Here is a 20657-nt window from a genome sequence, read left to right as displayed (position 1 = left end):
ATCACTCCCCGGCGGGGTCACCGCTCGCCGGCGAGCCCGGCCAGGTCCAGTGCCATCGCGACCCGCGCGGCCACGTCCTCGGCATAGGCCGCGTCGGCGCGGTCGAACAGGCGGCGCCCCGAGCCGCGCAGGAAGGTCAGCGCCCCGATCGTGCGGCCGCGGCTGCGCAGCACGGTGACCAGCCCGTGCACGGTCCCCGGCGGCCATCGCCTGGCCGCGGCCCATTCGTCGATCCGGGCGCCGGCGGCCTCCTCCGCCGCGAGAGGCGGTCCGAAACTGGTCCGTACGGTGCCGATCCGCTCCAGTGCCTGCAGCGCCGGGTGGGCGAGCGGGTAACCCACCGGTATGCCGCTCTCCGCCGCGCCCGGCGTCAGCTCGCACGGGCCCGGCTCGCCCGAGGGGGTGGCCGCGATCCGTATCAGGCGCTCGGCGTCGTCGGCGAGGTCGAGCAGCGCGTGGTCGGCGAAGCCCGCCAGTGCGAAGTCCAGGTGCAGCGCGGCCGCGTCCAGCGCGGTGCCGCACTCGGCGGCCGCCCGGTCGGCGCGGTGCAGCTGCTGATAGCGGAACCTGACCTGGGCGCCGTCGGTTTCCGCTGCCTTCTGCCGGGTGATGTCGATGAACAGCCAGCCGACGCCGAGCGGCACCGGCTCCTCGCCGAGCGGCGAGCCGAGCCGGACGAATCCGCTGCGCCAGCAGCGCCGCTGATTCTCCTGGTCCGCGCGCAGGGCCAGCCACAGGTCGGTGGTAGCCGGTGGCGCGCCTTCGGCGAGTACGTGCTGCAGCGCGTTCTCCAGCTCTTCCACGCCCCGGGTGAGCAGATCCCCCAGCGGACGCCCGAGCACCTCCTCCCTGCCGGTCTGGAGCATGCGGGCGGCCTTCGCGTTGACCACCGCGGGGCGCAGATCGGCGTCTATGAGCACCACGCCCCAAGACGCGTCGGTGAACAGCGCCTCGCTGAGCGCGATGGAACGCTCCAGGTCGATCTGCACATGCACCTCGGAGAAGGCGCAGTAGATCCCCGCGGGCCGCCCGTCCGCGCCCTGCACCGCCGCGGACTGGGTGCGCACCAGCACCCGGCGGCCGTCCTTGGTCAGCAGGGCGAACTCGTGCACCTGGCGGCCGGCGGAGTCCATCGCCCCCAGCAGCCTTTCCTCGGCCTCCACCGCGTCCGAGGAGCGGGCCGCCCAGCCGGCGAAGCCGCGCCGCCCGACGGCGTCGTCCGCGGTCCAGCCGAGGATCCTGGCCGCCTCGGCATTCCAGTGCGTGATCACCCCTGTGCGGTCGAAGGCACACAGACCCGCCTCCATGCCGTCGAGCAGCGCCGCGAGCAGCCGCTCATCACCCTCGTGCCCCTCAGCTCGCGTCGGAGCCGGAGGCCCCGCCGTGCCGTCGGTGTCGTCGTCGCTGCTGCCGTCGCCCAGCGGTTTCGGTTGCGCATCGAAAGGCTGCACGTCACAACATTCAACCCTCGTGTGGGCTGCGTCACACGCTTTTTACATAAATCGGTTGTGCGGCTCGCATCGGTTTCTTACTGTTGCGGCACACACGAAGGGAGGTGGTTCGAAGCATGAGTTGCAGTCGGACACGTGAGGTGGCTGCGGGCTAGCACCGCGCACTGGGCGTGCGCGATGCGCGCCAATCCCACGCAGTACACCCGACCCGCGGGCTCGTCGGACTTGTCCGGCCGGTGCTCGGAGCCGTCAAAGGCTCCGGGGAGCAGCCCGCGGGTCGTTCGCGTTCACGGACGGCAAACCCGCGGCAATGTGCCGTCGGCAGGGTGCCGTCGGCAGGGTGGCGTCGGCCATGAGGCGTAGCAAAGCCGCGCAATGTGCCGCGCCCTCGGCAGTACGCCCGCCCCGCCGCGCTACGGCTCCAGCCGCTCCACGGACCAGCCGCCCGCCACGCGGACGTAGCGCAACCGGTCGTGCAGCCGGTTCTCCCGGCCCTGCCAGAATTCGACGGTGGCCGGATCGACGCGGAAGCCGCCCCAGAAGGGCGGCACCGGCACTGCGGTGCCCTCCGGCCAGCGTGCGGCCATTTCCGCGTAGCGCTTCTCGAGCACCGCCCGGGAGGCGACGACGCTGGACTGCTCGCTCGCCCACGCGCCGATCTGCGAGCCGTACGGACGGCTGCGGAAATAGGCGGCGGTCTCCTCGGGCGACACCCGGGTGACGTCGCCGCCGACGATGACCTGGCGGGCGATCGGATGCCAGGGGAAGAGCAGTGAAGCCCGCGGATTGGCGGCCAGCGCTCGGCCCTTTCGCGACTCGTAGTTGCTGAAGAAGACGAAACCGCGCCGGTCGTAGCCCTTGAGCAGGACCGTGCGGGAGCTGGGCAGGCCGTCGGCGTCCGCGGTGGACAGCACTATGGCGTTGGGCTCCGCGATGACACCGCCTTCGGCCGCGGCGACCGCGTCCGCGAACCAGCGCGTGAACTGCGCGTACGGCTCGGCCGCCAGATCGTCCTCGGTCATTCCCGCCGTCCGGTAGCGCCTGCGCATGGCGGCCGGGTCGGGCCGGGCCGGCTGGTCGTCATGTGGTTCTCGCACCCGCACATCCTCGCAGTGGCCGAGAAGGTACGTGCCGGTCGCCTCTCGCCGGTGTGTGCGGCATCTCACGCTCTCTGACATGCCCACATGCCGGGAGAATGACTGGTCCGAATGAAGCAGGGTGCGCACTCCTGTGACGGGGCATGACCGGAGTGCAGTATCGCCACGAGCATCGACAGGATCAAGAGGAGCCGCCGCATGTCCGACTTCGTACCCGGACTCGAAGGAGTCGTCGCGTTCGAGACGGAGATCGCCGAACCGGACCGGGAAGGCGGATCACTGCGCTATCGCGGTGTCGACATCGAGGAGTTGGTCGGGCATGTGAGCTTCGGCAATGTATGGGGCCTGCTGGTCGACGGCCGGTTCGATCCCGGGCTGCCGCCCGCCGAGCCGTTCCCCATCCCCGTGCACTCCGGCGACATCCGGGTGGACGTGCAGTCCGCGCTGGCCATGCTCGCGCCCGTGTGGGGGCTGCGCCCGCTGCTCGACATCGACGCCGAGGAGGCCCGCGACGACCTCGCGCGGGCCGCGGTCATGGCGCTGTCGTACGTCGCCCAGTCCGCCCGGGGCCAGGGACGGCCCATGGTCCCGCAGAAGGAGATCGACAAGGCGCGGTCCATTACCGAGCGCTTCATGATCCGCTGGCGCGGCGAGCCGGACCCGCGGCACGTCGCCGCGGTGGACGCGTATTGGACGTCGGCGGCCGAGCACGGCATGAACGCCTCCACCTTCACCGCCCGCGTCATCGCCTCCACCGGCGCCGACGTGGCCGCCGCCCTGTCCGGCGCGGTCGGCGCCATGTCGGGTCCGCTGCACGGCGGTGCGCCATCCCGCGTCCTCGGCATGATCGAGGAGATCGAGCGCACAGGTGACGCCGAGGCCTATGTGAAGGCCGCGCTCGACAAGGGCGAGCGTCTGATGGGCTTCGGGCACCGCGTCTACCGCGCCGAGGACCCGCGGGCGCGCGTCCTGCGCCGTACGGCCCGCGAGCTGGGCGCACCGCGATTCGAGGTGGCGGAGGCCCTGGAGAAGGCGGCGCTCGCCGAGCTGCACGAGCGGCGCCCCGACCGCGTCCTGGCCACCAACGTGGAATTCTGGGCGGCGATCATGCTCGACTTCGCCGAGGTGCCCGCGCACATGTTCACGTCGATGTTCACCTGTGCCCGTACGGCCGGCTGGTCGGCCCACATCCTGGAGCAGAAGCGCACCGGCCGCCTGGTCCGCCCGTCGGCCCGCTACATCGGCCCCAGCACCCGTAGCCTCCACACGATCGAGGGCGACCCGACCACCATTTCCTGATCCGCCGCCCGGCCCGTTGCCCGGCAGACTCTGCCGGGCAACGGGCAACGGGCAACGGGCAACGGGCAACGGGCAACGGGCAACGGGCAACGGGCCGCGCGCGCGAGGTGACGGGCCGCGCACTGCGGATCTCCGTATGCACGCGGTGCGGCGCTAGCCGGTCGGCCGGGCGTGGCCGGCACCCGGCGTGTCGTCGGGCAGCGCTTCCGCGAGGACTTCCGCGAGGTGGCGGGCGCGTGGGCCGCCGGCCAGCTGGGCGATCTGCGTGCGGCAGGAGAAGCCGTCGGCCAGCACGGCCGCGTCGGGCCCGGCCGCCCGCAGTGCCGGCAGCAGCGCCTCCTCGGCGCAGGCCGCCGACACCTCGTAATGCCCGTCCTCGAAGCCGAAGTTGCCGGCGAGACCGCAGCAGCCGCCGGTCAGCTCGCCGGTCAGGCCGGCGCGCTCGCGCAGCCGGCGGTCGGCGGCGTCGCCGAGCACCGCGTGCTGGTGGCAGTGCGTCTGGCCGACCGCCGTACGGTCCAGGCGCGGCGGGTCCCAGCCGGGCGCGTACTCCTCCAGCGCCTCGGCGAGCGTCCGCACCGACGCGGCGAGCCTGGCGGCCCGCGGGTCACGGGGGCCGAGGAGCTCCGGTAGGTCGGCGCGCAGGGCGGCGGCGCAGCTCGGTTCGAGCACGACGAGCGGCAGGCCCGCTTCGAGGACCGGTGCGAGCCGGTCGAGGGTGCGCCGCATCACGAGCTTCGCGCGGTCGAGCTGCCCGGTGGACACCCAGGTCAGGCCGCAACAGACCGCCGCGGGCGGGGTGGTGACGTGCAGTCCGGCCGCGCGCAGCACCCGCACCGCGGCCCGGCCGACCTCGGGCGAGAGGTGGTCGGTGAAGGTGTCGGGCAACAGGACGACCGTGCGGGCGCCGTTCTGCGAGCCGCCGACCGGCCTCCGCTGTCCCTCGTTCGTGTCGTTGGTGTCCCACCATCGAGTGAATGTCTCGGGCGCCAGTTCGGGCATGTCGCGCGCGTTCGCGATTCCGGCGATACGTTTCGCCACCCAGGCGGTTGATCGGGTCCTGCCAAGGAAATTGAGCGGTCGGGCGAATTTCCGGGCGATTTTCAGCCACACCGGGAGCCAACCCATCGAGTAGTGCGCGCGGGGCCTGAGCCTCCCCCGATAGTGCTGATGGAGGAATTCGGCCTTGTAGGTCGCCATGTCCACCCCCACCGGGCAGTCCGACCGGCAGCCCTTGCAGGACAGGCAAAGATCCAGTGCTCCCTTGACCTCCGCGGACCTCCAGCCGTCCGTGACGACCTCGCCGGCCAGCATCTCGTGCAGCAGCCGCGCCCGGCCGCGGGTGGAGTGACGCTCCTCCCCGGTGACCCGGAAGGACGGGCACATGACAGCCGAACCCCCCTCACCAGCGGCCGTTGAGGTACGACATTTGGCCACTCCGACACAGCGCCGGACGGCGGCAACGAAATCACCGCCATCACCCGGATAAGTGAATTCGACGTCGACCGGTCCCGACGCGGTGGACGGCAGCGCCGCGAAGCGAAGGTTGCTATCAATGAGATCGGGACGAACAAGCGTTCCCGGGTTCAGTCCGCCGTCCGGATCCCAGAGATCCTTGAAATCTGAAAAGAGTGCGATCACATCCGGGCCGTACATCTTCGGCAGCAGTTCGGCGCGCGCCCGGCCGTCGCCGTGCTCGCCGGAGAGCGAGCCGCCGTGCGACACCACCAGGTCGGCGGCGGCCTCGGAGAAGCGGCGGAAGCGTGCGACGCCCGCCGGATCGATGAGGTCGAAGTCGATCCGGACATGCACGCAGCCGTCGCCGAAGTGGCCGTAGGGCGCCCCGCGCAGCCCGTGATCGGCCAGCAGGGCCCGGAAATCCCGCAGGTAGGCGCCCAGCCGGACGGGGGGAACGGCGCAGTCCTCCCAGCCCGGCCATGCCTCGGTGCCGTCGGGCATACGGGTGGCGGTGCCGGCCGCGTCCTCCCGGATCCGCCACAGGGCGCGCTGCCGCGCGGGGTCGGCGACGACGGCGTGACCGGTCACGCCGTCGGCCGTCCGGCAGATCTCCCGCGCGCGTGCCCGGGCCTGCGCCGGAGAGTCGCCGCCGGTCTCGACGAACAGCCAGGCACCGCCGCGCGGCAGATCCGCCGCCGCGGCCTCCCCCACCAGGTCGGCGGCCATCCCCTCGACTGTCAACGGCTGCCAAGCCAGCAGCAGGTGGGCGGCCTGCGCCGCCGCGCTCTCGTCGGCATAACCGAGCACCGCGAGCGCCCGCGCGGCGGGCGCGGGCACCAGCGCGACGGTCGCCTCCGTCAGCAGGCCCAGGGTCCCCTCGCTGCCGCTGAAGGCTCGCACCACGTCCCTGCCGTGCTCGGGCAGCAGCAGGTCCAGGGCGTATCCGGAGATGCGGCGCGGGAGTTGCGGGAAAGCGGTACGCAGCAGCGCCAGGTGGCCGTCCGTCAGCCGGGCGATCCCTTCGCGCAGCCGGTCGGGCATGGCGGCTCCGCCGGCGGGGCCGCGGAGCCCGACCGGTTCACCTCGGTAAGTGAGCACGTCAAGCGCACGAACATTGTCGGCGGTGGTGCCCCAGGCCACCGAATGCGAGCCGCAGGCGTTGTTGCCGATCATGCCGCCGAGGGTGCAGCGGCTGTGGGTCGAGGGGTCGGGCCCGAAAGTCAGGCCGTGCGGAGCGGCGGCCCGCCGCAGGTCGTCGAGCACCAGGCCGGGCTGGACGCGGGCGGTCAGCGCGGCCGGGTCGATCTCCAGCAGCCGGTTCATGTGCCGGGTGAAGTCCATGACGACACCGGTGCCGATGGCCTGCCCGGCGATCGACGTCCCGCCGCCGCGCGCGGTGACGGGCACCCCGTGTTCGCGGCACACCGCCAACGCCGCCGCCACGTCCTCCGCGTCCATCGGCGCCACCACCCCCAGCGGCACCTTGCGGTAGTTGGACGCGTCCATCGTCATCAGCGCCCGCGCCCCCGCGCCCCACTCCACCTCACCGCGCAGGACCCCGCGCAGCGCCTGCTCCACCTCGCCGATCCGGCCACCCGTCATGTCCCCCACCTTGCCCGACCGTCCGTGCCCCGGCCCACCGGGAAACCGCCGAAAGCACCCGCCACCTGCATGAGGACCGCGCGCGCCGGCACGCCGCCGCCGCGCCTTGTACGGCGCTCCGACCGCGCGGTCGGAGGCTTCGCGGGCAGGTCGTCTCACCCGATGGAACGCCCGCGGAAACCGCCCTGTAACGGGCTACGCTGCGCTCGTGGCCGATATCCAGATTCCCGCTGACATCAAGCCCGCCGACGGTCGATTCGGGTCGGGCCCCTCCAAGGTGCGGACGCAGGCGCTCGACGCGCTGGCCGCCACCGGGACGTCCCTGCTCGGCACCTCCCACCGCCAGGCGCCGGTGAAGAACCTGGTGGGGCAGGTCCGCGACGGCGTCAAGCAGTTGTTCTCCCTGCCGGACGGCTACGAGGTGGTGCTCGGCAACGGCGGGTCCACCGCCTTCTGGGACGTCGCCACCCACGGGCTGATCGGCACCAAGTCCCAGCACCTGTCCTTCGGCGAGTTCTCGTCGAAGTTCGCGAAGGCGGCCCAGCAGGCGCCGTGGCTGGACGAGCCGACGATCGTCAAGTCCGAGCCGGGCACCCACCCCGTGCCCGTCGCCGAGCCGGGCGTGGACGTCTACGCCCTGACGCACAACGAGACCTCGACCGGTGTCGCCGCACCGATCCGCCGGGTCGACGGCGCGGACGACGGCGCGCTGGTCCTGGTGGACGCCACCTCGGGCGCGGGCGGCCTGCCGGTCGACATCGCCGAGACCGATGTCTACTACTTCGCGCCGCAGAAGTCCTTCGCGGCCGACGGCGGGCTGTGGATCGCGGTGTTCTCGCCGGCGGCCCTGGAGCGCGCCGCCTCGATCGCCGCGTCCGGGCGGCACATCCCGGCGTTCTTCGACCTGCCGACGGCGATCGACAACTCGCAGAAGAACCAGACGTACAACACCCCCGCGCTGGCCACTCTCTTCCTGCTCAAGGAGCAGCTGGAGTGGATCAACGGGCAGGGCGGCCTGAGCTGGGCCACCGAGCGCACCGCCGACTCGTCGTCGCGGCTGTACGGCTGGGCGGAGAAGGCGTCCTACGCGACGCCGTTCGTGGCGGACCCGGCGCAGCGTTCCCAGGTCGTCGGCACCATCGACTTCGAGGACGGGATCGACGCCGCGGCCGTGGCCAAGGTATTGCGGGCGAACGGCATCGTGGACACCGAGCCGTACCGCAAGCTGGGCCGCAACCAGCTGCGGGTGGCGATGTTCCCGGCCGTCGAGCCGTCCGACGTCGAGGCGCTGACCGCCAGCATCGACTACGTCATCGGCCGGCTCTGATCGGCTGCCCTCAGCACGGCACCGCCGCCGGGGTCAGGCCCGGCGGCGGCGCACTATCCGGCGCAGCGCGAGGCCGAGCGCGCCGACGAGGACCAGCGCCCCAAAGCCCAGCGTCTTGTCACTGCTGCTGACCCCGCTGCCTGACGACGAGTGCTGAGCGGCCGCACCCGGGCCGCCCTGGTCCTTTCCGCCGCCTTGCGAGCCGTCGGCGCCCTTCGTGGCGGCAGGAGAGGCGGTCACGCTGTCGGGCAGCTCACTGCCTGACAGCGGCGCGCGCCACACCTGGCTGTCCTTGCCCTCGCTGCTGTACATGAGCGCCTTGCCGTCCGGTGTGAAGGTCACCCCCTCGCCCTGGGGCTGCATGGGGACGTCGAGGTCGGTGAGTTTGTGCGGGGCGCCGCCGGTCCAGCGGTATTCAGCCGCCCAGAAGTAGCCGCGCAGCACCAGGCGGCTGCCGTCGGGCGAGAAGGCCCCGTCGGTCACCCACGGCACATCGGCGATCTTGCGGAAGACGTTGATGCCGTGGGAGCTGAGCTCGGCGGGCCCGCGGTAGAGGCCGCCGCCGTCCTCGTTCTTGCTGGCGATGTAGACCCGGCCGGTCCGCGGCTGCACCATCAGCGCCTCGGCGTCGCGCGGTCCGGCGTCGTAGCGGACGGTGTAGCGGGTGACGTCCACGGTCTGGTCGCTCAGCTTCGCGGGTTCGTGGAAGCGGTAGATCCATACCTCCCGCCAGGCGCCGCCGAGGTTGTCGCCGATGTCCCCGAGGTAGAGGTCGCCGTTCGGACCGATCGAGACGGCCTCCACGTCCCGGGGGTGGATGCCGCGCATCGTGACCCTCGCGACGGTCTTGCCGGTGGCCGAGTCGACCGCGTAGACGTAGGGGCCGTCGCCGCTGTCGTTGTGCGTCCAGTAGATCCCGGGGTGCAGCCGGCTCGCGGCCAGGCCGCTGGACTCGGTGATACGGGGGTCGGTGATCGTGAAGGCGGTGGACGGTCCGGAGTCCGCGACGGCGGGCACCGCGCAGTCCCAGGCCAGGGCGAGGGCGGCACAGGCGGCGGCCGTCGGGATGTACGCGCGCATGCACCCCAGTGTCCCCGGTCTGTGGCGCGTCGGGGATGATGCCCGGCATGCGTTACCTCTTCGTCGGCGACTCGATGACCGTTGGCGCCGCCGGCGACTACACCTGGCGGTACCGCATGTGGCGGCACCTGTGCGGGCTGGGTGAGCCGTTCGCCGTGGTGGGGCCGCGCGACGGTCTTTACGACCGGGCGGCGGACGCCGCGGTATCCGCCGACTACGCCGATCCGTCGTTCCCGGCGCGCGCCAGGCGCCATCTGGCCGGCTGGGGCGAGGGCTGGCTGCACCTGGCGCCGGTGATAGGTGAGGTCGTCCGTGAGCACCGGCCCGACGTGCTGCTGGTGTCGCTCGGCCTGATCGACCTGGGCTTCTACACCGACGCCGGGCAGACCGCTGACAATGTGGAGCGTTTCATCACCGAGGCGCGGGCCGCGGCGCCGCGGGTGCGGATGGTGCTGCTGCCGGTCATCCCCAACACCCGCGCGGACCTGGACCCCGGCTTCGCCGACCAGTGCGCGGAGTTGAACGCGCTGCTGGCCAAGGCGGTCGCCGACCATGACACCCCGGCCTCACCCCTGCTGCTCGCCTCCCGGCCCGAGGGGTACGACATCCTGCTCGACACCTACGACGGCACCCATCCCAACGCGGCGGGCGAGCACAAGCTGGCGGCGGCCTTCGCCGACGCCATGTACCAGGCCTGGGGCGTCGGGGCGCCGTACGCCGGGCACTGAAGCCGGCGGCGGCGGGAGCACCCGGCGGGCACTGGGCGAACGCGTGGGGAATTCGCCGCGGACGTCGCAATGGCCGCTTGATTCGAGCGCACTCGAAGAGCTTGGCTGGCAGCCATGGAGTACACACAGCTCGGACGCACGGGTCTCAAGGTCAGCCGCCTGGTGCTCGGCACCATGAACTTCGGTCCGCAGACCGATGAGGCGGACAGCCACGCGATCATGGACGCGGCGCTCGGCGCCGGCGTCAACTTCTTCGACACCGCCAACGTCTACGGCTGGGGCGAGAACAAGGGCCGTACCGAGGAGATCGTCGGCAGCTGGTTCGCGAAGGGTGGCGGCCGCCGCGACAAGACGGTGCTGGCGACCAAGGTCTACGGCAACATGGCCGCCGAGGGCGACACCTGGCCGAACAACGACAAGCTGTCGGCGCTGAACATCCGCCGGGCGGTGGACGCCAGCCTCAAGCGGCTCGGCACCGACTACATCGACCTGTACCAGTTCCACCACGTGGACCGGGCCACCCCGTGGGATGAGATCTGGCAGGCCATCGACGTCCTGGTCGCCCAGGGCAAGATCCTGTACGCCGGGTCGAGCAACTTCGCCGGCTGGCACATCGCCCAGGCCAACGAGGCGGCGCGCAGGCGCGGTTCGCTCGGGCTGACGTCCGAGCAGTGCCTGTACAACCTGGTGGAGCGGCGCGCGGAGATGGAGGTGATCCCGGCGGCGCAGGGATACGGCCTCGGCGTCATCCCCTGGTCGCCGCTGCACGGCGGGCTGCTGGGCGGAGTGCTGCGCAAGCAGCGCGAGGGCGGCGCGTCCCGCTCGGCCGGCGGGCGGGCCGCGGACTCGCTGGCGGACCAGGGGCTGCGCGACAAGATCCAGGCGTACGAGGACCTGTGCGACAAGCATGGTCTGGAGCCGGGCGACGTGGGCCTGGCGTGGCTGCTCACCCGCCCCGGGGTGACCGGGCCGATCGTGGGGCCGCGCACAGCGGGGCAGCTCGAGTCCGCGCTGCGGGCGGTGGAGCTGGAGCTGTCCGCGGAGTTCCTGGCTGCGCTGGACGACATCTTCCCCGGTCCCGGCACCTCCCCCGAGGCCTTCGCCTGGTAAAGGCGGCCGTACGGGTGTTGCCGCCGCGGTCAGTGCACCGCGGCGGCGACGACCACCACCACGAGCATCAGGACGAAGGCGGCGGTCATCACGCGGGTACGGGTCTTGGGGTCCACCCTGCGAGGTTAACCGGCCGTGCCCGGTGCCCCGCGCTCGGGCCGGTCCGCTGGGCCGCCCAGCGGCCAGGCGGCGACGACGGTGTAGGCGGGCTGCTCGCCGGGGACGCCGGAGCTGGGCAATGTACTGGCGACGAGGCTGAGGGTGTCCGCCCGCCACCAGGTACCGCGGTGATCGGTGAGGGCGGCGGCGAAGGGGCGCAGGTCGACGGGCGCGTTCTTCGAGGTGCGGGCCAGCGTCAGGTGCGCACGGAAGCCGTGCTCCTCGTCGCAGGGCGCCCCGGCCCTGCGCGCGGCCGCCCGCACGGTGTCGGCGAGGGCCGACAGTGCCCGCAGGTCGCCCTCCGCGCCGGTCCACAGCGCCCGGTCGCCGAAGCGCCCGCCGCCGGCCGTGCGCACCTCGCAGGGCTGGTGTCGGTGGGCGGCGCGGGCGAGCCGTTCGTCGAGGCCGGGGCGTACGCCGTCGGGCACCTCGCCCAGGAAGCCCAGCGTGTAGTGCCAGCCCTGGGGCGCCGTCCAGCGCAGTGCGCGGGCGCCCGGCAAGGCGTGCAGCGGATCCAGCGCCGCCGCCAGCGCGGTGACCGCGGCGGGCGGCGGCAGCACCGCGGCGAAGAGCCTCATACGGCCGGGGTCAGCTGCGGGGCAGCCCCAGCCCCTCCCGTACCGGACTCGGAACCGGATGCGGGGCTCGTGTCCTCGCGCTCGTCGCCGGGCACGCTGTCGTCGCCCTCCGGGGTGTCGTCGCTGTCGGCCGGCGGCGCCTGGCGGGCGCCGTCGCGGGGGACGAAGGAGACCAGGGGCCGGCCGCTGCCGCGCCGGAGGTCCACGCGGGGCCGCAGGCCCGCCGCCCTGGCCAGGACCAGGCCGACCGCGACGGCTGCGGCGGCGGAGATCAGGCCGCCGGACAGGAAGCCGACCCGGGCGCCGTAGGTGTCCGTGACCCAGCCCATGACGGGGCCGCCGATGGGGGTGCCACCGACAAAGACCATCATGTAGAGGCTCATCACCCGGCCGCGCATGACGGGCTCGGTGGCGAGCTGCACGGTGGCGTTCGCCGTGGTGTTGAAGGTCAGGCCGAAGATGCCGATCGGCACCAGCAGCGCGGCGAAGAGCCAGAAGACCGGCGCGAGGGCCGCGGCGCCCTCCAGCAGGCCGAAGACCGCGGCGGCCGCCACGAGCATCCGCAGCCGGGTGCGGCTGCGCCGGGCGGCGAGCAGGGCGCCCAGCAGGGAGCCCGCGGCCATCAGGGTGTTCAGCAGGCCGTAGGTGCCGGCGCCGCTGTCGAAGACCTTGTTGGCGAAGGCGGACAGCCAGATCGGGAAGTTGAAGCCGAAGGTGCCGATGAAGCCGACCAGCACGATCGGCCAGATCAGCTCGGGCTTGCCTGCGACGTAGTGCAGGCCCTCGCGGAGCTGGCCCTTGCCGCCGCGCGGGGCCCGCTCGACCTTGTGCAGGTCCGCGGTGCGCATGAGCAGCAGGCCGGTCAGCGGGGCGATGAAGGACAGGCCGTTGATCAGGAAGGCCCAGCCGCTGCCCACCGCGGTGATCAGCACACCGGCGACGGCGGGGCCGACCAGCCGGGCGGCCTGGAAGTTGGCGGCGTTCAGCGAGACGGCGTTGCGCATGACCGACGGGCCGACCATCTCGACCACGAAGGTCTGCCGGGTGGGGTTGTCCACGACGGTGACCACGCCGAGCAGGAAGGCGATCGTGTAGACGTGCCAGACCTGGACGACACCCCCCAGGGTGAGTCCGGCCAGCAGCAGCCCGAGCACGCCGAGCGCGGCCTGGGTGCACAGCAGGATCTGCCGCTTGGGGTAGCGGTCGGCGATCACTCCGCCGTAGAGGCCGAAGAGCAGCATCGGCAGGAACTGCAGCGCGGTGGTGATGCCCACCGCGAAGGAGGACCCGGTGATGCTGAGCACCAGCCAGTCCTGGGCGATCCGCGACATCCAGGTGCCGGTGTTGGAGACCACGGCGCCGGTCGCGAAGAGCCGGTAGTTGCGGATCTTCAGGGCGCTGAAGGTGCCCGTTCTGGTGTCCGCGGGACGGTCAGGTTCGGTTGCGGTGTCTGGTCCGGCTGCCGAACTCAATCGGTACTCGCCTCCCCCTCGTCGGGTGCTTCGGTCGGGTCACAGGTGCGCGAGCTTCTCGAGGACGGGAGCCGCCTGGCGCATCACGGCCAGTTCGTCCGCCGTGAGGCCCTCGGCGAGCGAGGCCAGCCAGGCGTTCCGCTTGGAGCGGCTCTCGGCGAGCATCGCCGCGGCCTGCTCCGTACGGGACACCACGACCTGGCGCCGGTCGTCGGGGTGCGGTTCCCTGCGGACCAGCCCCTTGGCCTCCAGCATCGCCACGATGCGGGTCATCGACGGGGGCTGCACGTGCTCCTTGCGGGCCAGCTCCCCCGGCGTGGCGGAGCCGCAGCGGGCAAGGGTGCCGAGCACCGACATCTCGGTCGGGCTCAGCGTCTCGTCGACACGCTGGTGGCGCAGCCGGCGGGAGAGCCGCATCACTGCGCCCCGCAGTTCGTTGACTGCGGCGCGGTCGTCCTCGGACAGTTCGGTCACGTTGCTTAGTTTAGCTCATTAGGCAATCTAAGTACACTCTGCACGCAACACCCTCGACCCACGGGACCACACCCGCCCCGCCCGCGCACCCGCGGCCGGCCCACACTCGGCTAGGCCTCCCGCCCGGCCACCGGGACGCCCCACCGCCGCCGGCCCGCATGGGCCCTCAACCGCCGCCGGCCCGCATCCCACCCGAACGGGTGAGATGACGGGCGAAAGCGACGCACATTGCCACTCCCGCCCGCGACCGTGGGCACATGGCATCGAGAGTGCTCAGCCTGCGCATAGACGCAGACCTGTGGGACCGCATCCGCGAGCATGCCGCCAAGCGCGGGATGACCGCCCAGGACTACGTCGTCACGGCGCTGGTCCGTGACGACTTCGACGAGCGCTTCAAGGCGGCGGTCGCGGAGACCGAGCGCTTCTACGGACACCGCCAGGAGCGGCACCGGAACCATGACCGGGACCAGACCCCGGTCCCGGTTCCGGTGCCGCCCTACAGCAGCCCGAGCGCCGGCATCAGGTAGTAGAAGGCGAAGACGGCGGCGACCGCGTACAGCGCGACCGGCACCTCCTTGCCGCGTCCCGCGGCCAGTCGCAGCACGCAGAAGCTGAGGAAGCCGATGCCGATGCCGTTGGTGATCGAGTACGTGAACGGCATCAGCACCATCGTCAGGAACGCCGGGATGGCGATGGTGAAGTCGCTCCAGTCGATCTCCCGGATCGACCCGGCCAGGATCAGGAAGCCCACCGCGACCAGCGCGGGCGTGGCGGCCTGCGCCGGCACCATGGTGGCCAGCGGCGTGAGGAACAGCGCGAAGACGAACATCAGCCCGGTGACGACGCTGGCGAGCCCGGTCCGCGCGCCCTCGCCGACACCCGCGGTGGACTCCACGAAGCAGGTGTTCGCGGACGACGAGCCGGCGCCGCCGACCGCGGTGGCGATGCCGTCGATCATCAGGACCTTGTTGATGCCCGGCAGGTCGCCCTTGTCGTTGAGCAGCCCGGCCTCGTCGCTGACGCCGAGGATGGTGCCCATCGCGTCGAAGAAGCACGACAGCAGCACGGTGAAGACGAACAGCACCCCGGTGAGGATGCCGACCTCGTGGAAGCCCCCGAAGAGGCTGACCTTGCCGATCAGGCCGAAGTCCGGGGTGGCGACCGGGTTGCCCGGCCACTTGGGCACCGTCAGGCCCCACTTGGCGGCCGGGACGTCGGCGACCGCGTTGACGACCAGCGCGAGCACGGTCATGGCGACGATGGAGATCAGGATGGCGCCGGCGACCTTGCGGATGATCAGCGACAGGGTCAGCAGCGCGCCGAGGATGAAGATCAGCACCGGCCATCCGGTGAGGTGGCCGTCGGCGCCGAGCTGCAGCGGCACGGTGGTGTGCGCGGCGTCCGGGATGCGGGAGACGAAGCCGGAGTCGACCAGGCCGATCAGCAGGATGAACAGGCCGATGCCGATCGCGATGCCCTTGCGCAGGCCGAGCGGCACGGCGCTCATGACCCGCTCGCGCAGCCCGGTGGCGACCATGAGCATGATCGCGATACCGGCGAGGACGACCATGCCCATCGCGTCCGGCCAGCTCATCCTCGGGGCGAGCTGGAGCGCTACGACGGTGTTCACGCCGAGGCCGGCGGCCAGCGCGATCGGCACGTTGCCGATGACGCCCATCAGCAGCGTGGTGAAGGCCGCGGTGATCACGGTCGCGGTGACCAGCTGACCGCCGTCGAGGTGGTGGCCGAACTTGTCCACTGCCGAGCCCAGGATGATCGGGTTCAGCACGATGATGTACGCCATCGCGAAGAAGGTGGCCAGGCCGCCGCGGATCTCCCGCGGGATGGAGGAGCCGCGCTCCGAGATGCGGAAGAAGCGGTCCAGCGGGTTGGTGGGCGGGCGGTCCGATGACCGACCCATGTCGACCTGAGCGGGGGTCGAGGTGGGCATGTGAATCCTCAAAGGGGTGCGATCTCACCCACTTGGGCGATCGTACGAATGTTTCCAGTCAACGGTGACCGGTTTCAGTATGAATAACCAACTGCACAAATACCATCTCCGCGCGTAGACCCCAACGCCCGCAGGGGTCCCCCACCCGTGGTCCGCCGGATTCCGCCGCATACGATGGGCGCCATGAGCAAGCAGCAGGCGCCACTGCGCGAGGCCCCCGCGCCGATGGAGGCGAACGACGTCGCCACCGTCACGGTCGGCACGATCGTCTGGTTCGCGCTCTTCGTGGTGCAGCTGCCCTTCTACGGCTGGTACGACGACCACGGCCACACCTGGTTCATCTGGACCTGCGCGGCCGGCGGGGTGCTCGGCCTGATCGGCCTGACGTACGTACGGGCCCGCCGTGACGCCCTCGCGCGGGCCGCGGCCGCCGGCGAGGGCCGGACACCCGGGGACGCCTAGGCAAGAGCCCGGGACGGCCGCCAGGGGTCCGCGGAACGCCCCGCCGGGTGCGGCGTCAGTCGAACCAGCGGTCGCGGGCCAGTTCCTCGGTACGGGACGGGTCCTCGAGCAGCGCCGCCAGCTCGAAGCGGCGCTCCCAGTGGCCGGCGGCCCAGGCCAGGCCCGCCGCGACGCCCTCGACCGTGGCGGCGTGCAGCGTGCCGTCCGCGTACCGCCAGTCGACCTCGACGCCACCGGTGAGCAGCAGCTCCTCGTGCTCGACGTAGGAGCCGGGGGCGCCCGGGAGCAGGTCGTGGACGGCGGGCGGCACGTCGTGCGGCTCGCCCTGCGAGGTCACGGCCGCGTCCACCGCCTCGCTGAGCCGGCGGACCTGGAAGAGCTCGGCCAGGTCGGCGGCCAGCCGCGGCGGCACCGGCAGCAGCGCCAGCCCACCGGACAGCGGCAGCAGGTCAGGGGCGTCGGCGACCAGGGCGTCGGCGGCGTCCACGACGACCGTCTCCCCGTCGACCACCGCCCGCAGCTCGTCGGGCAGGGTGACCTGGTCGGGGTCCAGCTCGGCCAGGGCCGCGTAGAGGGCGTGCAGCTGGGCCGGGGTGACCGTGCGCTCCGGCTCGGCGAGGCGGCCGAGCAGTTCGGCGGCGCCGCCCGGTTCGGCCAGCAGCGCGGCCACCGTGGTACGTACGCCGAGTGCCCGCAGCACCTGCTCGTCCACGGCGGTGTCGGTCTCGGCCTCGTCGTAGAGCCCGGCGAGCAGCCGGTCGCCGCCGGCCGCGCGCAGGCCGACCGGGCGGCGGCCGTCGAGGACCGGGTGGTCGCGCAGCCACCAGGCGGCGTAGGGGCGTACGGACTCGGTGGTGCCGTCGGGGAGCAGCACCCGGACGGGGGCGGTCACGGCGTCCCGCAGCGGCGGCCGGGACAGCAGCGCGAGGGCCTGCGGCCAGGCGTCGTCGTCGACCAGGTCCAGGTCGCGGACCCCGATGACCTCGGTGGCGACCGGCGGCACCTCGGTCTCGGGCAGCTGGTCGAGGACGTCCTCGCACCAGACGTCCACAGCGTCCAGCAGGCCCACGTCGTCGGGCTCGGCCCAGTCGCTGTCGCGCGGTTCGAGGTCGTCGGGGTCGAGGACGACGTCCTCGGCGCGGACCAGGGCGAAGGTGGCGAGCACCCCGACGGCGGTCAGCGGCTGCTCGCCCCAGCGCTCGGCGAGGTCGGCGTCCAGGGTGCCCAGTTCGCCCTCGCGCAGGACGGACTCCAGCGGGCTGCCAGGAAGCACGAGTTCGCCGGCCGGGGCCAGTTCGCCCTCGTCGTCGGGCAGTGCGAGCGCGGCCAGCCACGGTTCGTCGCCGGGGGCGAGGCCGGCGGCGCGGGCCAGCGACAGCACGGTGTCGGCGAGTTCGTCGGCGTCCAGGCCCGCCTCGTCCTGGTCCCAGGCGGTGTCCTCGTCCAGGGACGCGGCGACCGCGGCCCGTACCTGCGGGCTGGTCAGCACCGCCCGGGGCGTGGCGGGGGCGGCGCCCAGCTTCTCCAGCAGCGGGTGGGCGGCGTCCGGGTGGGCGACCCGCAGGCCGAGCCTGGCCAGCAGCGCCGGGTCCACGGCGGCGGAGTCCTCGCCCGGCACCGGCAGCAGCACCTGCCGCGGGCCGACCACCGTACGGCCGTCGGCGAGCGGTACGGGCAGGCCGCTGAGGAAGTCGGCGTCGGTGCCGGCGAGGGCGTCGTAGAGCCGCCACCACCAGCCGGCGGGCCGCTCGGCGCCGGACAGCCGGTCGACGGCGTCGGCCAGCGAGAGCCGGGCGACGCCCAACTGGCGCAGGGCGGGCCGGCGTTCGAGGGCGGAGGGGACGAGGGTGGGCAGCACTTCGGCGAGGACGCGGACGGCCTGTGCGGTGGCGCCCTCGACGACCTCTGCCTCGACGGGGCGCAACGCGTGGCTCTCCCCGGCGAGCGGGCCGCCGCCGTCCCAGCCGTCGACGTCGGCCGAGGGCGCCTCGGCGATGTCCGGCGGGACCTCGGCGGCGCGCGGCAGGAACGGGGTGCGCGGCAGCTGCGCCAGGATGCGGCGGCGCAGTTCGGCGTCGAGCTCGCCCTTGCCGAGCGGTCCCGGCACCAGGTCGACCACGCCCGCACCGGTGGGCCGCCAGCCGGCGAGCAGCCGCACGTAGGCGTCGGCGGCGCGCTCGACCAGGAAGTCGGTGAGCGGCCCGGGGGCGGCGTGCCTGCGGGTCGGGTCGAGCGGCAGCGAGGCCAGCAGCAGGGCGGGCAGGCCGAGCGGTTCGTCGGTCGGCGTCGGGGCGTGCACGACGTCGGCGGTGCGGGGCGCGGCGGGGGCGCCGTCGTCGGCGACCGGCACGGCCCAGGTCACCGACCAGACCGGGCGCAGGCGTTCCTCGACGGGGCGGTCGGCGAGGAGTTCGGGGGTGAGGGCGCCGCCGTCGCCGACGACCCGCCAGCGGGTGGGTGCGGGCGCGGCGGAGTCCTCGACCAGGACGTCGCCGTCCTCGGTCCGGCGGCGGCTCAGGGTCCGTACGCCGTCGGGCGTGTCGATGACGACCTCGGCCAGTCCCGGCAGGGCCAGCAGCAGGGCGTCGTCAACGGCGGCCAGCAGCCGCCCGGCCAGATCCTCGGCGGCGCCGTCCCGCAGCGGCAGGACGACGACGGTGTCGTACGTGTCGGGTGCGCTGCCCTCCGCGGGCAACGGCAGCCGCAGCAGCGGCACATGGCCGTCCCTGCGGCGCAGTTCCTCGGCGAGGCCCGGGACTTGCGCGGCCAGGGCGCGCGCCTCGGTCAGCGACCAGCGCACACCGCCGCTGCGGCCGACCACGGCGGGCTCGTCGCTGACGGCGAGGACGGCGGCGAAGCCGACGCCGAAGCGGCCGATGGCGGCCGGTCCCTCGTCGCGTTTGGCGGAGGCGCGCAGCGTGGACAGCGACTCCACGGCCGGGGCGTCCAGCGGGGCGCCGGTGTTGGCGGCGGCGAGCAGCGCGGGGGCGTCGCCGGTGGCCTCGTGGTAGGTCAGCCGCAGGCGGCCCTCGACGCCGGCGCGGGTGGCGGCGTCCGCGGCGTTCTGCGCCAGCTCGATGATCAGCCGGTCACGGTGGCCGCCGAGGGCGAGGTCCTCCTCGGCGTTGGCGTCCTCGCGAAAGCGGGCGGACGACGCGGACCAGGCGGTGAGGACCGCCTGGCGCAGGTCCGCGGTGCGGAAGGGGTCGGGGTGGCCTTCCGGGAGCGTCCGGATTACGCCTGCGCGGGTCACGTGCGGTCCTTCGCTCGCCGGGTACGCCCCTCGCGGGGCTGTGCACGGTGACCGTACCGCCATTCGGCGTGCCCTTCATCCCGCGGCCGGGGCCGTGGGCCGCCGCCCCGCCCGCGGGTGCCGGCCCGCCCGGGAGCCGTCAGGGGCGCCCGTTGTCCTCCCCGCCACCGCCGTCCGGATCGGCGCTGTCCATTGCCGAGCCGTCGTCCATTGCCGAGCGGTCGCTCACTGCCGAGGCCCCGTCCGCCGCCGCGGCGGCGTGCAGCGCCATCGGGTCGGTGTCGTGCAGCTCGTCGAGGACCATCGGCGCGGGCTGCGGCGGGCGCGGCATGACCGCGGCCTCGGAGTGGCCGCCGCAGCCGTAGCCCAGCGAGACCAGGTGGCCGTCGGCGGGCGAGAACTCGTTGGCGCAGATCCCGAAGGCCTGGCTGAGCGAGCCGGCGATCGGCACCAGGAAGCCGCAGCTGACGCAGTTGGCGGGCGCGGCCTGCGCCATCGGCGACTTGGGCCCGAACTGCTCGTCCCAGCGGTCGGCGGCGGCGTGCAGGCCGTAGCGGGACAGCACCCGGGGACGGCCCAGGCCGAGCTGTCCGGCGATCGAGCCGATCATCGCCACGGACGGCACGACGATGTCGACGGCCTCGTCCTCGACCTCGGCGCCCGGCTCGCCGGCCGGCGGCTCGTCGTCACCGGTCCAGCCCGGCTCCAGGCGCAGGTCGTCCGCCTCGGTCGGCAGCAGGTCGCCGGGACCCATGTCGCCGGGCCGCAGCCGGTCGCTCCACGGCACCCATTCGGGCGCGAGGATCGCCTCCGCGCCGGGCAGCAGCACCGTCTCGTCGATGGTGACGGCCTTGGCGCGGGACGCCCTGGCCAGCGTGGTGGCCCAGCGCCAGCCGCGGTAGGCGGGCTCGGTGCACGCGAAGTAGTGGGTGACGACCCGGTCGCCCTCCGCGGCAACCCCCAGGTGCTCGCCGACCGACTCCGGTCCCGCCGCCTCCACGGTGGCCGCCCTGGCTACATCGACGGCCTCGGCGCACAGGCGGTCAGGGGTACGGCTTCGCATCGCTGCACTCACAGAAATCGTTTCTCTCTCTACGCCGTCTCACGTGTGCGCTCGTGGGCGGAAGGACCCGAGGGGCGGAGAGCTGCAGCGGAG

Annotated in this window: 15 protein-coding genes and 1 pseudogene; 6 read left to right on the top strand and 10 right to left on the bottom strand. The window is 73.1% G+C overall.

Translation table 11 applies throughout. The features are described from left to right. Positions 1–17 precede the first annotated feature (17 nt). Both BUE44_RS13225 and pdxH read right to left on the bottom strand, forming a co-directional pair. Positions 18–1451, bottom strand: a complete 1434-nt coding sequence (locus tag BUE44_RS13225) for a PAS domain-containing protein (RefSeq protein ID WP_079189701.1) — start codon at positions 1449–1451, stop codon at positions 18–20. A 413-nt stretch (positions 1452–1864) separates the two neighbouring features. Beyond that, positions 1865–2500 carry a pyridoxamine 5'-phosphate oxidase gene (pdxH, locus tag BUE44_RS13220; RefSeq protein ID WP_073497623.1) on the bottom strand — a complete coding sequence of 212 codons (636 nt, stop codon included), beginning with the start codon at positions 2498–2500 and terminating at the stop codon, positions 1865–1867. Between the two features lie 246 nt (positions 2501–2746). Here pdxH and BUE44_RS13215 point away from each other — a divergent pair, with 246 nt between their 5' ends. Continuing rightward, positions 2747–3847 carry a citrate synthase 2 gene (locus BUE44_RS13215; RefSeq protein WP_073497621.1) on the top strand — a complete coding sequence of 367 codons (1101 nt, stop codon included), beginning with the start codon at positions 2747–2749 and terminating at the stop codon, positions 3845–3847. A 153-nt stretch (positions 3848–4000) separates the two neighbouring features. Here the strand turns inward: BUE44_RS13215 and BUE44_RS13210 are convergent, their stop codons facing one another. Then, positions 4001–6907: an FAD-binding and (Fe-S)-binding domain-containing protein gene (locus BUE44_RS13210; protein ID WP_073497619.1), complete on the bottom strand. Its 2907-nt coding sequence runs from the start codon at positions 6905–6907 to the stop codon at positions 4001–4003. Positions 6908–7115: 208 nt separating this feature from the next. Here BUE44_RS13210 and serC point away from each other — a divergent pair, with 208 nt between their 5' ends. After that, complete coding sequence (gene serC / locus BUE44_RS13205; protein ID WP_073497616.1) at positions 7116–8234, top strand: phosphoserine transaminase; 1119 nt, start codon at positions 7116–7118, stop codon at positions 8232–8234. A 33-nt stretch (positions 8235–8267) separates the two neighbouring features. Here serC and BUE44_RS13200 read toward each other — a convergent pair whose 3' ends face one another. Then, a complete protein-coding gene (locus tag BUE44_RS13200; protein ID WP_073497614.1) occupies positions 8268–9314 on the bottom strand; it encodes a PD40 domain-containing protein in 1047 nt (348 codons plus the stop codon). 47 nt (positions 9315–9361) lie between these two features. Between BUE44_RS13200 and BUE44_RS13195 the strand changes: the two genes are divergently transcribed. After that, entirely contained in the window at positions 9362–10042 is a 681-nt protein-coding gene (locus BUE44_RS13195; protein ID WP_073497612.1) for an SGNH/GDSL hydrolase family protein, read from the top strand. A gap of 114 nt (positions 10043–10156) precedes the next feature. Further along, the gene (locus BUE44_RS13190) at positions 10157–11152 is read left to right on the top strand and encodes an aldo/keto reductase (protein WP_073497610.1); all 996 of its coding nucleotides are present in this window, start codon (positions 10157–10159) and stop codon (positions 11150–11152) included. 125 nt (positions 11153–11277) lie between these two features. Here the strand turns inward: BUE44_RS13190 and thpR are convergent, their stop codons facing one another. The 3 genes from thpR to BUE44_RS13175 are packed head-to-tail and all read right to left on the bottom strand — an operon-like array spanning position 11278 to position 13778. Beyond that, positions 11278–11889 (bottom strand): RNA 2',3'-cyclic phosphodiesterase, encoded by a 612-nt coding sequence (thpR, locus tag BUE44_RS13185; protein ID WP_073497608.1) that lies wholly within the window; start codon positions 11887–11889, stop codon positions 11278–11280. Further along, positions 11886–13361 (bottom strand): MFS transporter, encoded by a 1476-nt coding sequence (locus BUE44_RS13180; RefSeq protein ID WP_079189699.1) that lies wholly within the window; start codon positions 13359–13361, stop codon positions 11886–11888. The genes thpR and BUE44_RS13180 overlap by 4 nt, the downstream gene beginning before the upstream one ends. A 39-nt stretch (positions 13362–13400) precedes the next feature. Further along, positions 13401–13778 (bottom strand): MarR family winged helix-turn-helix transcriptional regulator, encoded by a 378-nt coding sequence (locus BUE44_RS13175; RefSeq protein WP_079189719.1) that lies wholly within the window; start codon positions 13776–13778, stop codon positions 13401–13403. A gap of 314 nt (positions 13779–14092) precedes the next feature. On the opposite strand from BUE44_RS13175, the pseudogene BUE44_RS39520 reads away from it, so the two are divergent. After that, positions 14093–14266 (top strand): annotated as a pseudogene (locus BUE44_RS39520) (ribbon-helix-helix protein, CopG family); the annotation flags it as partial. A gap of 65 nt (positions 14267–14331) precedes the next feature. Here BUE44_RS39520 and BUE44_RS13165 read toward each other — a convergent pair. After that, the gene (locus tag BUE44_RS13165) at positions 14332–15786 is read right to left on the bottom strand and encodes an NCS2 family permease (protein WP_073497603.1); all 1455 of its coding nucleotides are present in this window, start codon (positions 15784–15786) and stop codon (positions 14332–14334) included. Between the two features lie 183 nt (positions 15787–15969). Between BUE44_RS13165 and BUE44_RS13160 the strand changes: the two genes are divergently transcribed. Beyond that, on the top strand, positions 15970–16248 hold the full coding sequence (locus BUE44_RS13160) for a DUF2530 domain-containing protein (protein WP_107415713.1): 279 nt from the start codon (positions 15970–15972) through the stop codon (positions 16246–16248). A 55-nt stretch (positions 16249–16303) separates the two neighbouring features. Here BUE44_RS13160 and BUE44_RS13155 read toward each other — a convergent pair whose 3' ends face one another. Both BUE44_RS13155 and BUE44_RS13150 read right to left on the bottom strand, forming a co-directional pair. Next, complete coding sequence (locus tag BUE44_RS13155) at positions 16304–19501, bottom strand: sacsin N-terminal ATP-binding-like domain-containing protein (RefSeq protein ID WP_235002109.1); 3198 nt, start codon at positions 19499–19501, stop codon at positions 16304–16306. 139 nt (positions 19502–19640) lie between these two features. Beyond that, positions 19641–20564: a DUF3027 domain-containing protein gene (locus BUE44_RS13150; protein WP_073497599.1), complete on the bottom strand. Its 924-nt coding sequence runs from the start codon at positions 20562–20564 to the stop codon at positions 19641–19643. Positions 20565–20657: the final 93 nt, after the last annotated feature.

Source organism: Actinacidiphila paucisporea, assembly GCF_900142575.1.
Classification (GTDB): domain Bacteria; phylum Actinomycetota; class Actinomycetes; order Streptomycetales; family Streptomycetaceae; genus Actinacidiphila; species Actinacidiphila paucisporea.
Note: the sequence above shows the minus strand (reverse complement) of the source record. Positions and strands in the feature narration are given on the sequence as shown.

What these genes read in the sequence shown, in the direction of transcription:
- pdxH (WP_073497623.1), bottom strand. Translation starts at nt 2,500, where the DNA reads ATGCGCAGGCGCTACCGGACGGCGGGAATGACCGAGGACGATCTGGCG.
- BUE44_RS13215 (WP_073497621.1), top strand. Translation starts at nt 2,747, where the DNA reads ATGTCCGACTTCGTACCCGGACTCGAAGGAGTCGTCGCGTTCGAGACG.
- BUE44_RS13210 (WP_073497619.1), bottom strand. Translation starts at nt 6,907, where the DNA reads ATGACGGGTGGCCGGATCGGCGAGGTGGAGCAGGCGCTGCGCGGGGTC.
- BUE44_RS13200 (WP_073497614.1), bottom strand. Translation starts at nt 9,314, where the DNA reads ATGCGCGCGTACATCCCGACGGCCGCCGCCTGTGCCGCCCTCGCCCTG.
- BUE44_RS13195 (WP_073497612.1), top strand. Translation starts at nt 9,362, where the DNA reads ATGCGTTACCTCTTCGTCGGCGACTCGATGACCGTTGGCGCCGCCGGC.
- BUE44_RS13190 (WP_073497610.1), top strand. Translation starts at nt 10,157, where the DNA reads ATGGAGTACACACAGCTCGGACGCACGGGTCTCAAGGTCAGCCGCCTG.
- thpR (WP_073497608.1), bottom strand. Translation starts at nt 11,889, where the DNA reads ATGAGGCTCTTCGCCGCGGTGCTGCCGCCGCCCGCCGCGGTCACCGCG.
- BUE44_RS13175 (WP_079189719.1), bottom strand. Translation starts at nt 13,778, where the DNA reads ATGCGGCTCTCCCGCCGGCTGCGCCACCAGCGTGTCGACGAGACGCTG.
- BUE44_RS13165 (WP_073497603.1), bottom strand. Translation starts at nt 15,786, where the DNA reads ATGCCCACCTCGACCCCCGCTCAGGTCGACATGGGTCGGTCATCGGAC.
- BUE44_RS13160 (WP_107415713.1), top strand. Translation starts at nt 15,970, where the DNA reads ATGAGCAAGCAGCAGGCGCCACTGCGCGAGGCCCCCGCGCCGATGGAG.
- BUE44_RS13150 (WP_073497599.1), bottom strand. Translation starts at nt 20,564, where the DNA reads ATGCGAAGCCGTACCCCTGACCGCCTGTGCGCCGAGGCCGTCGATGTA.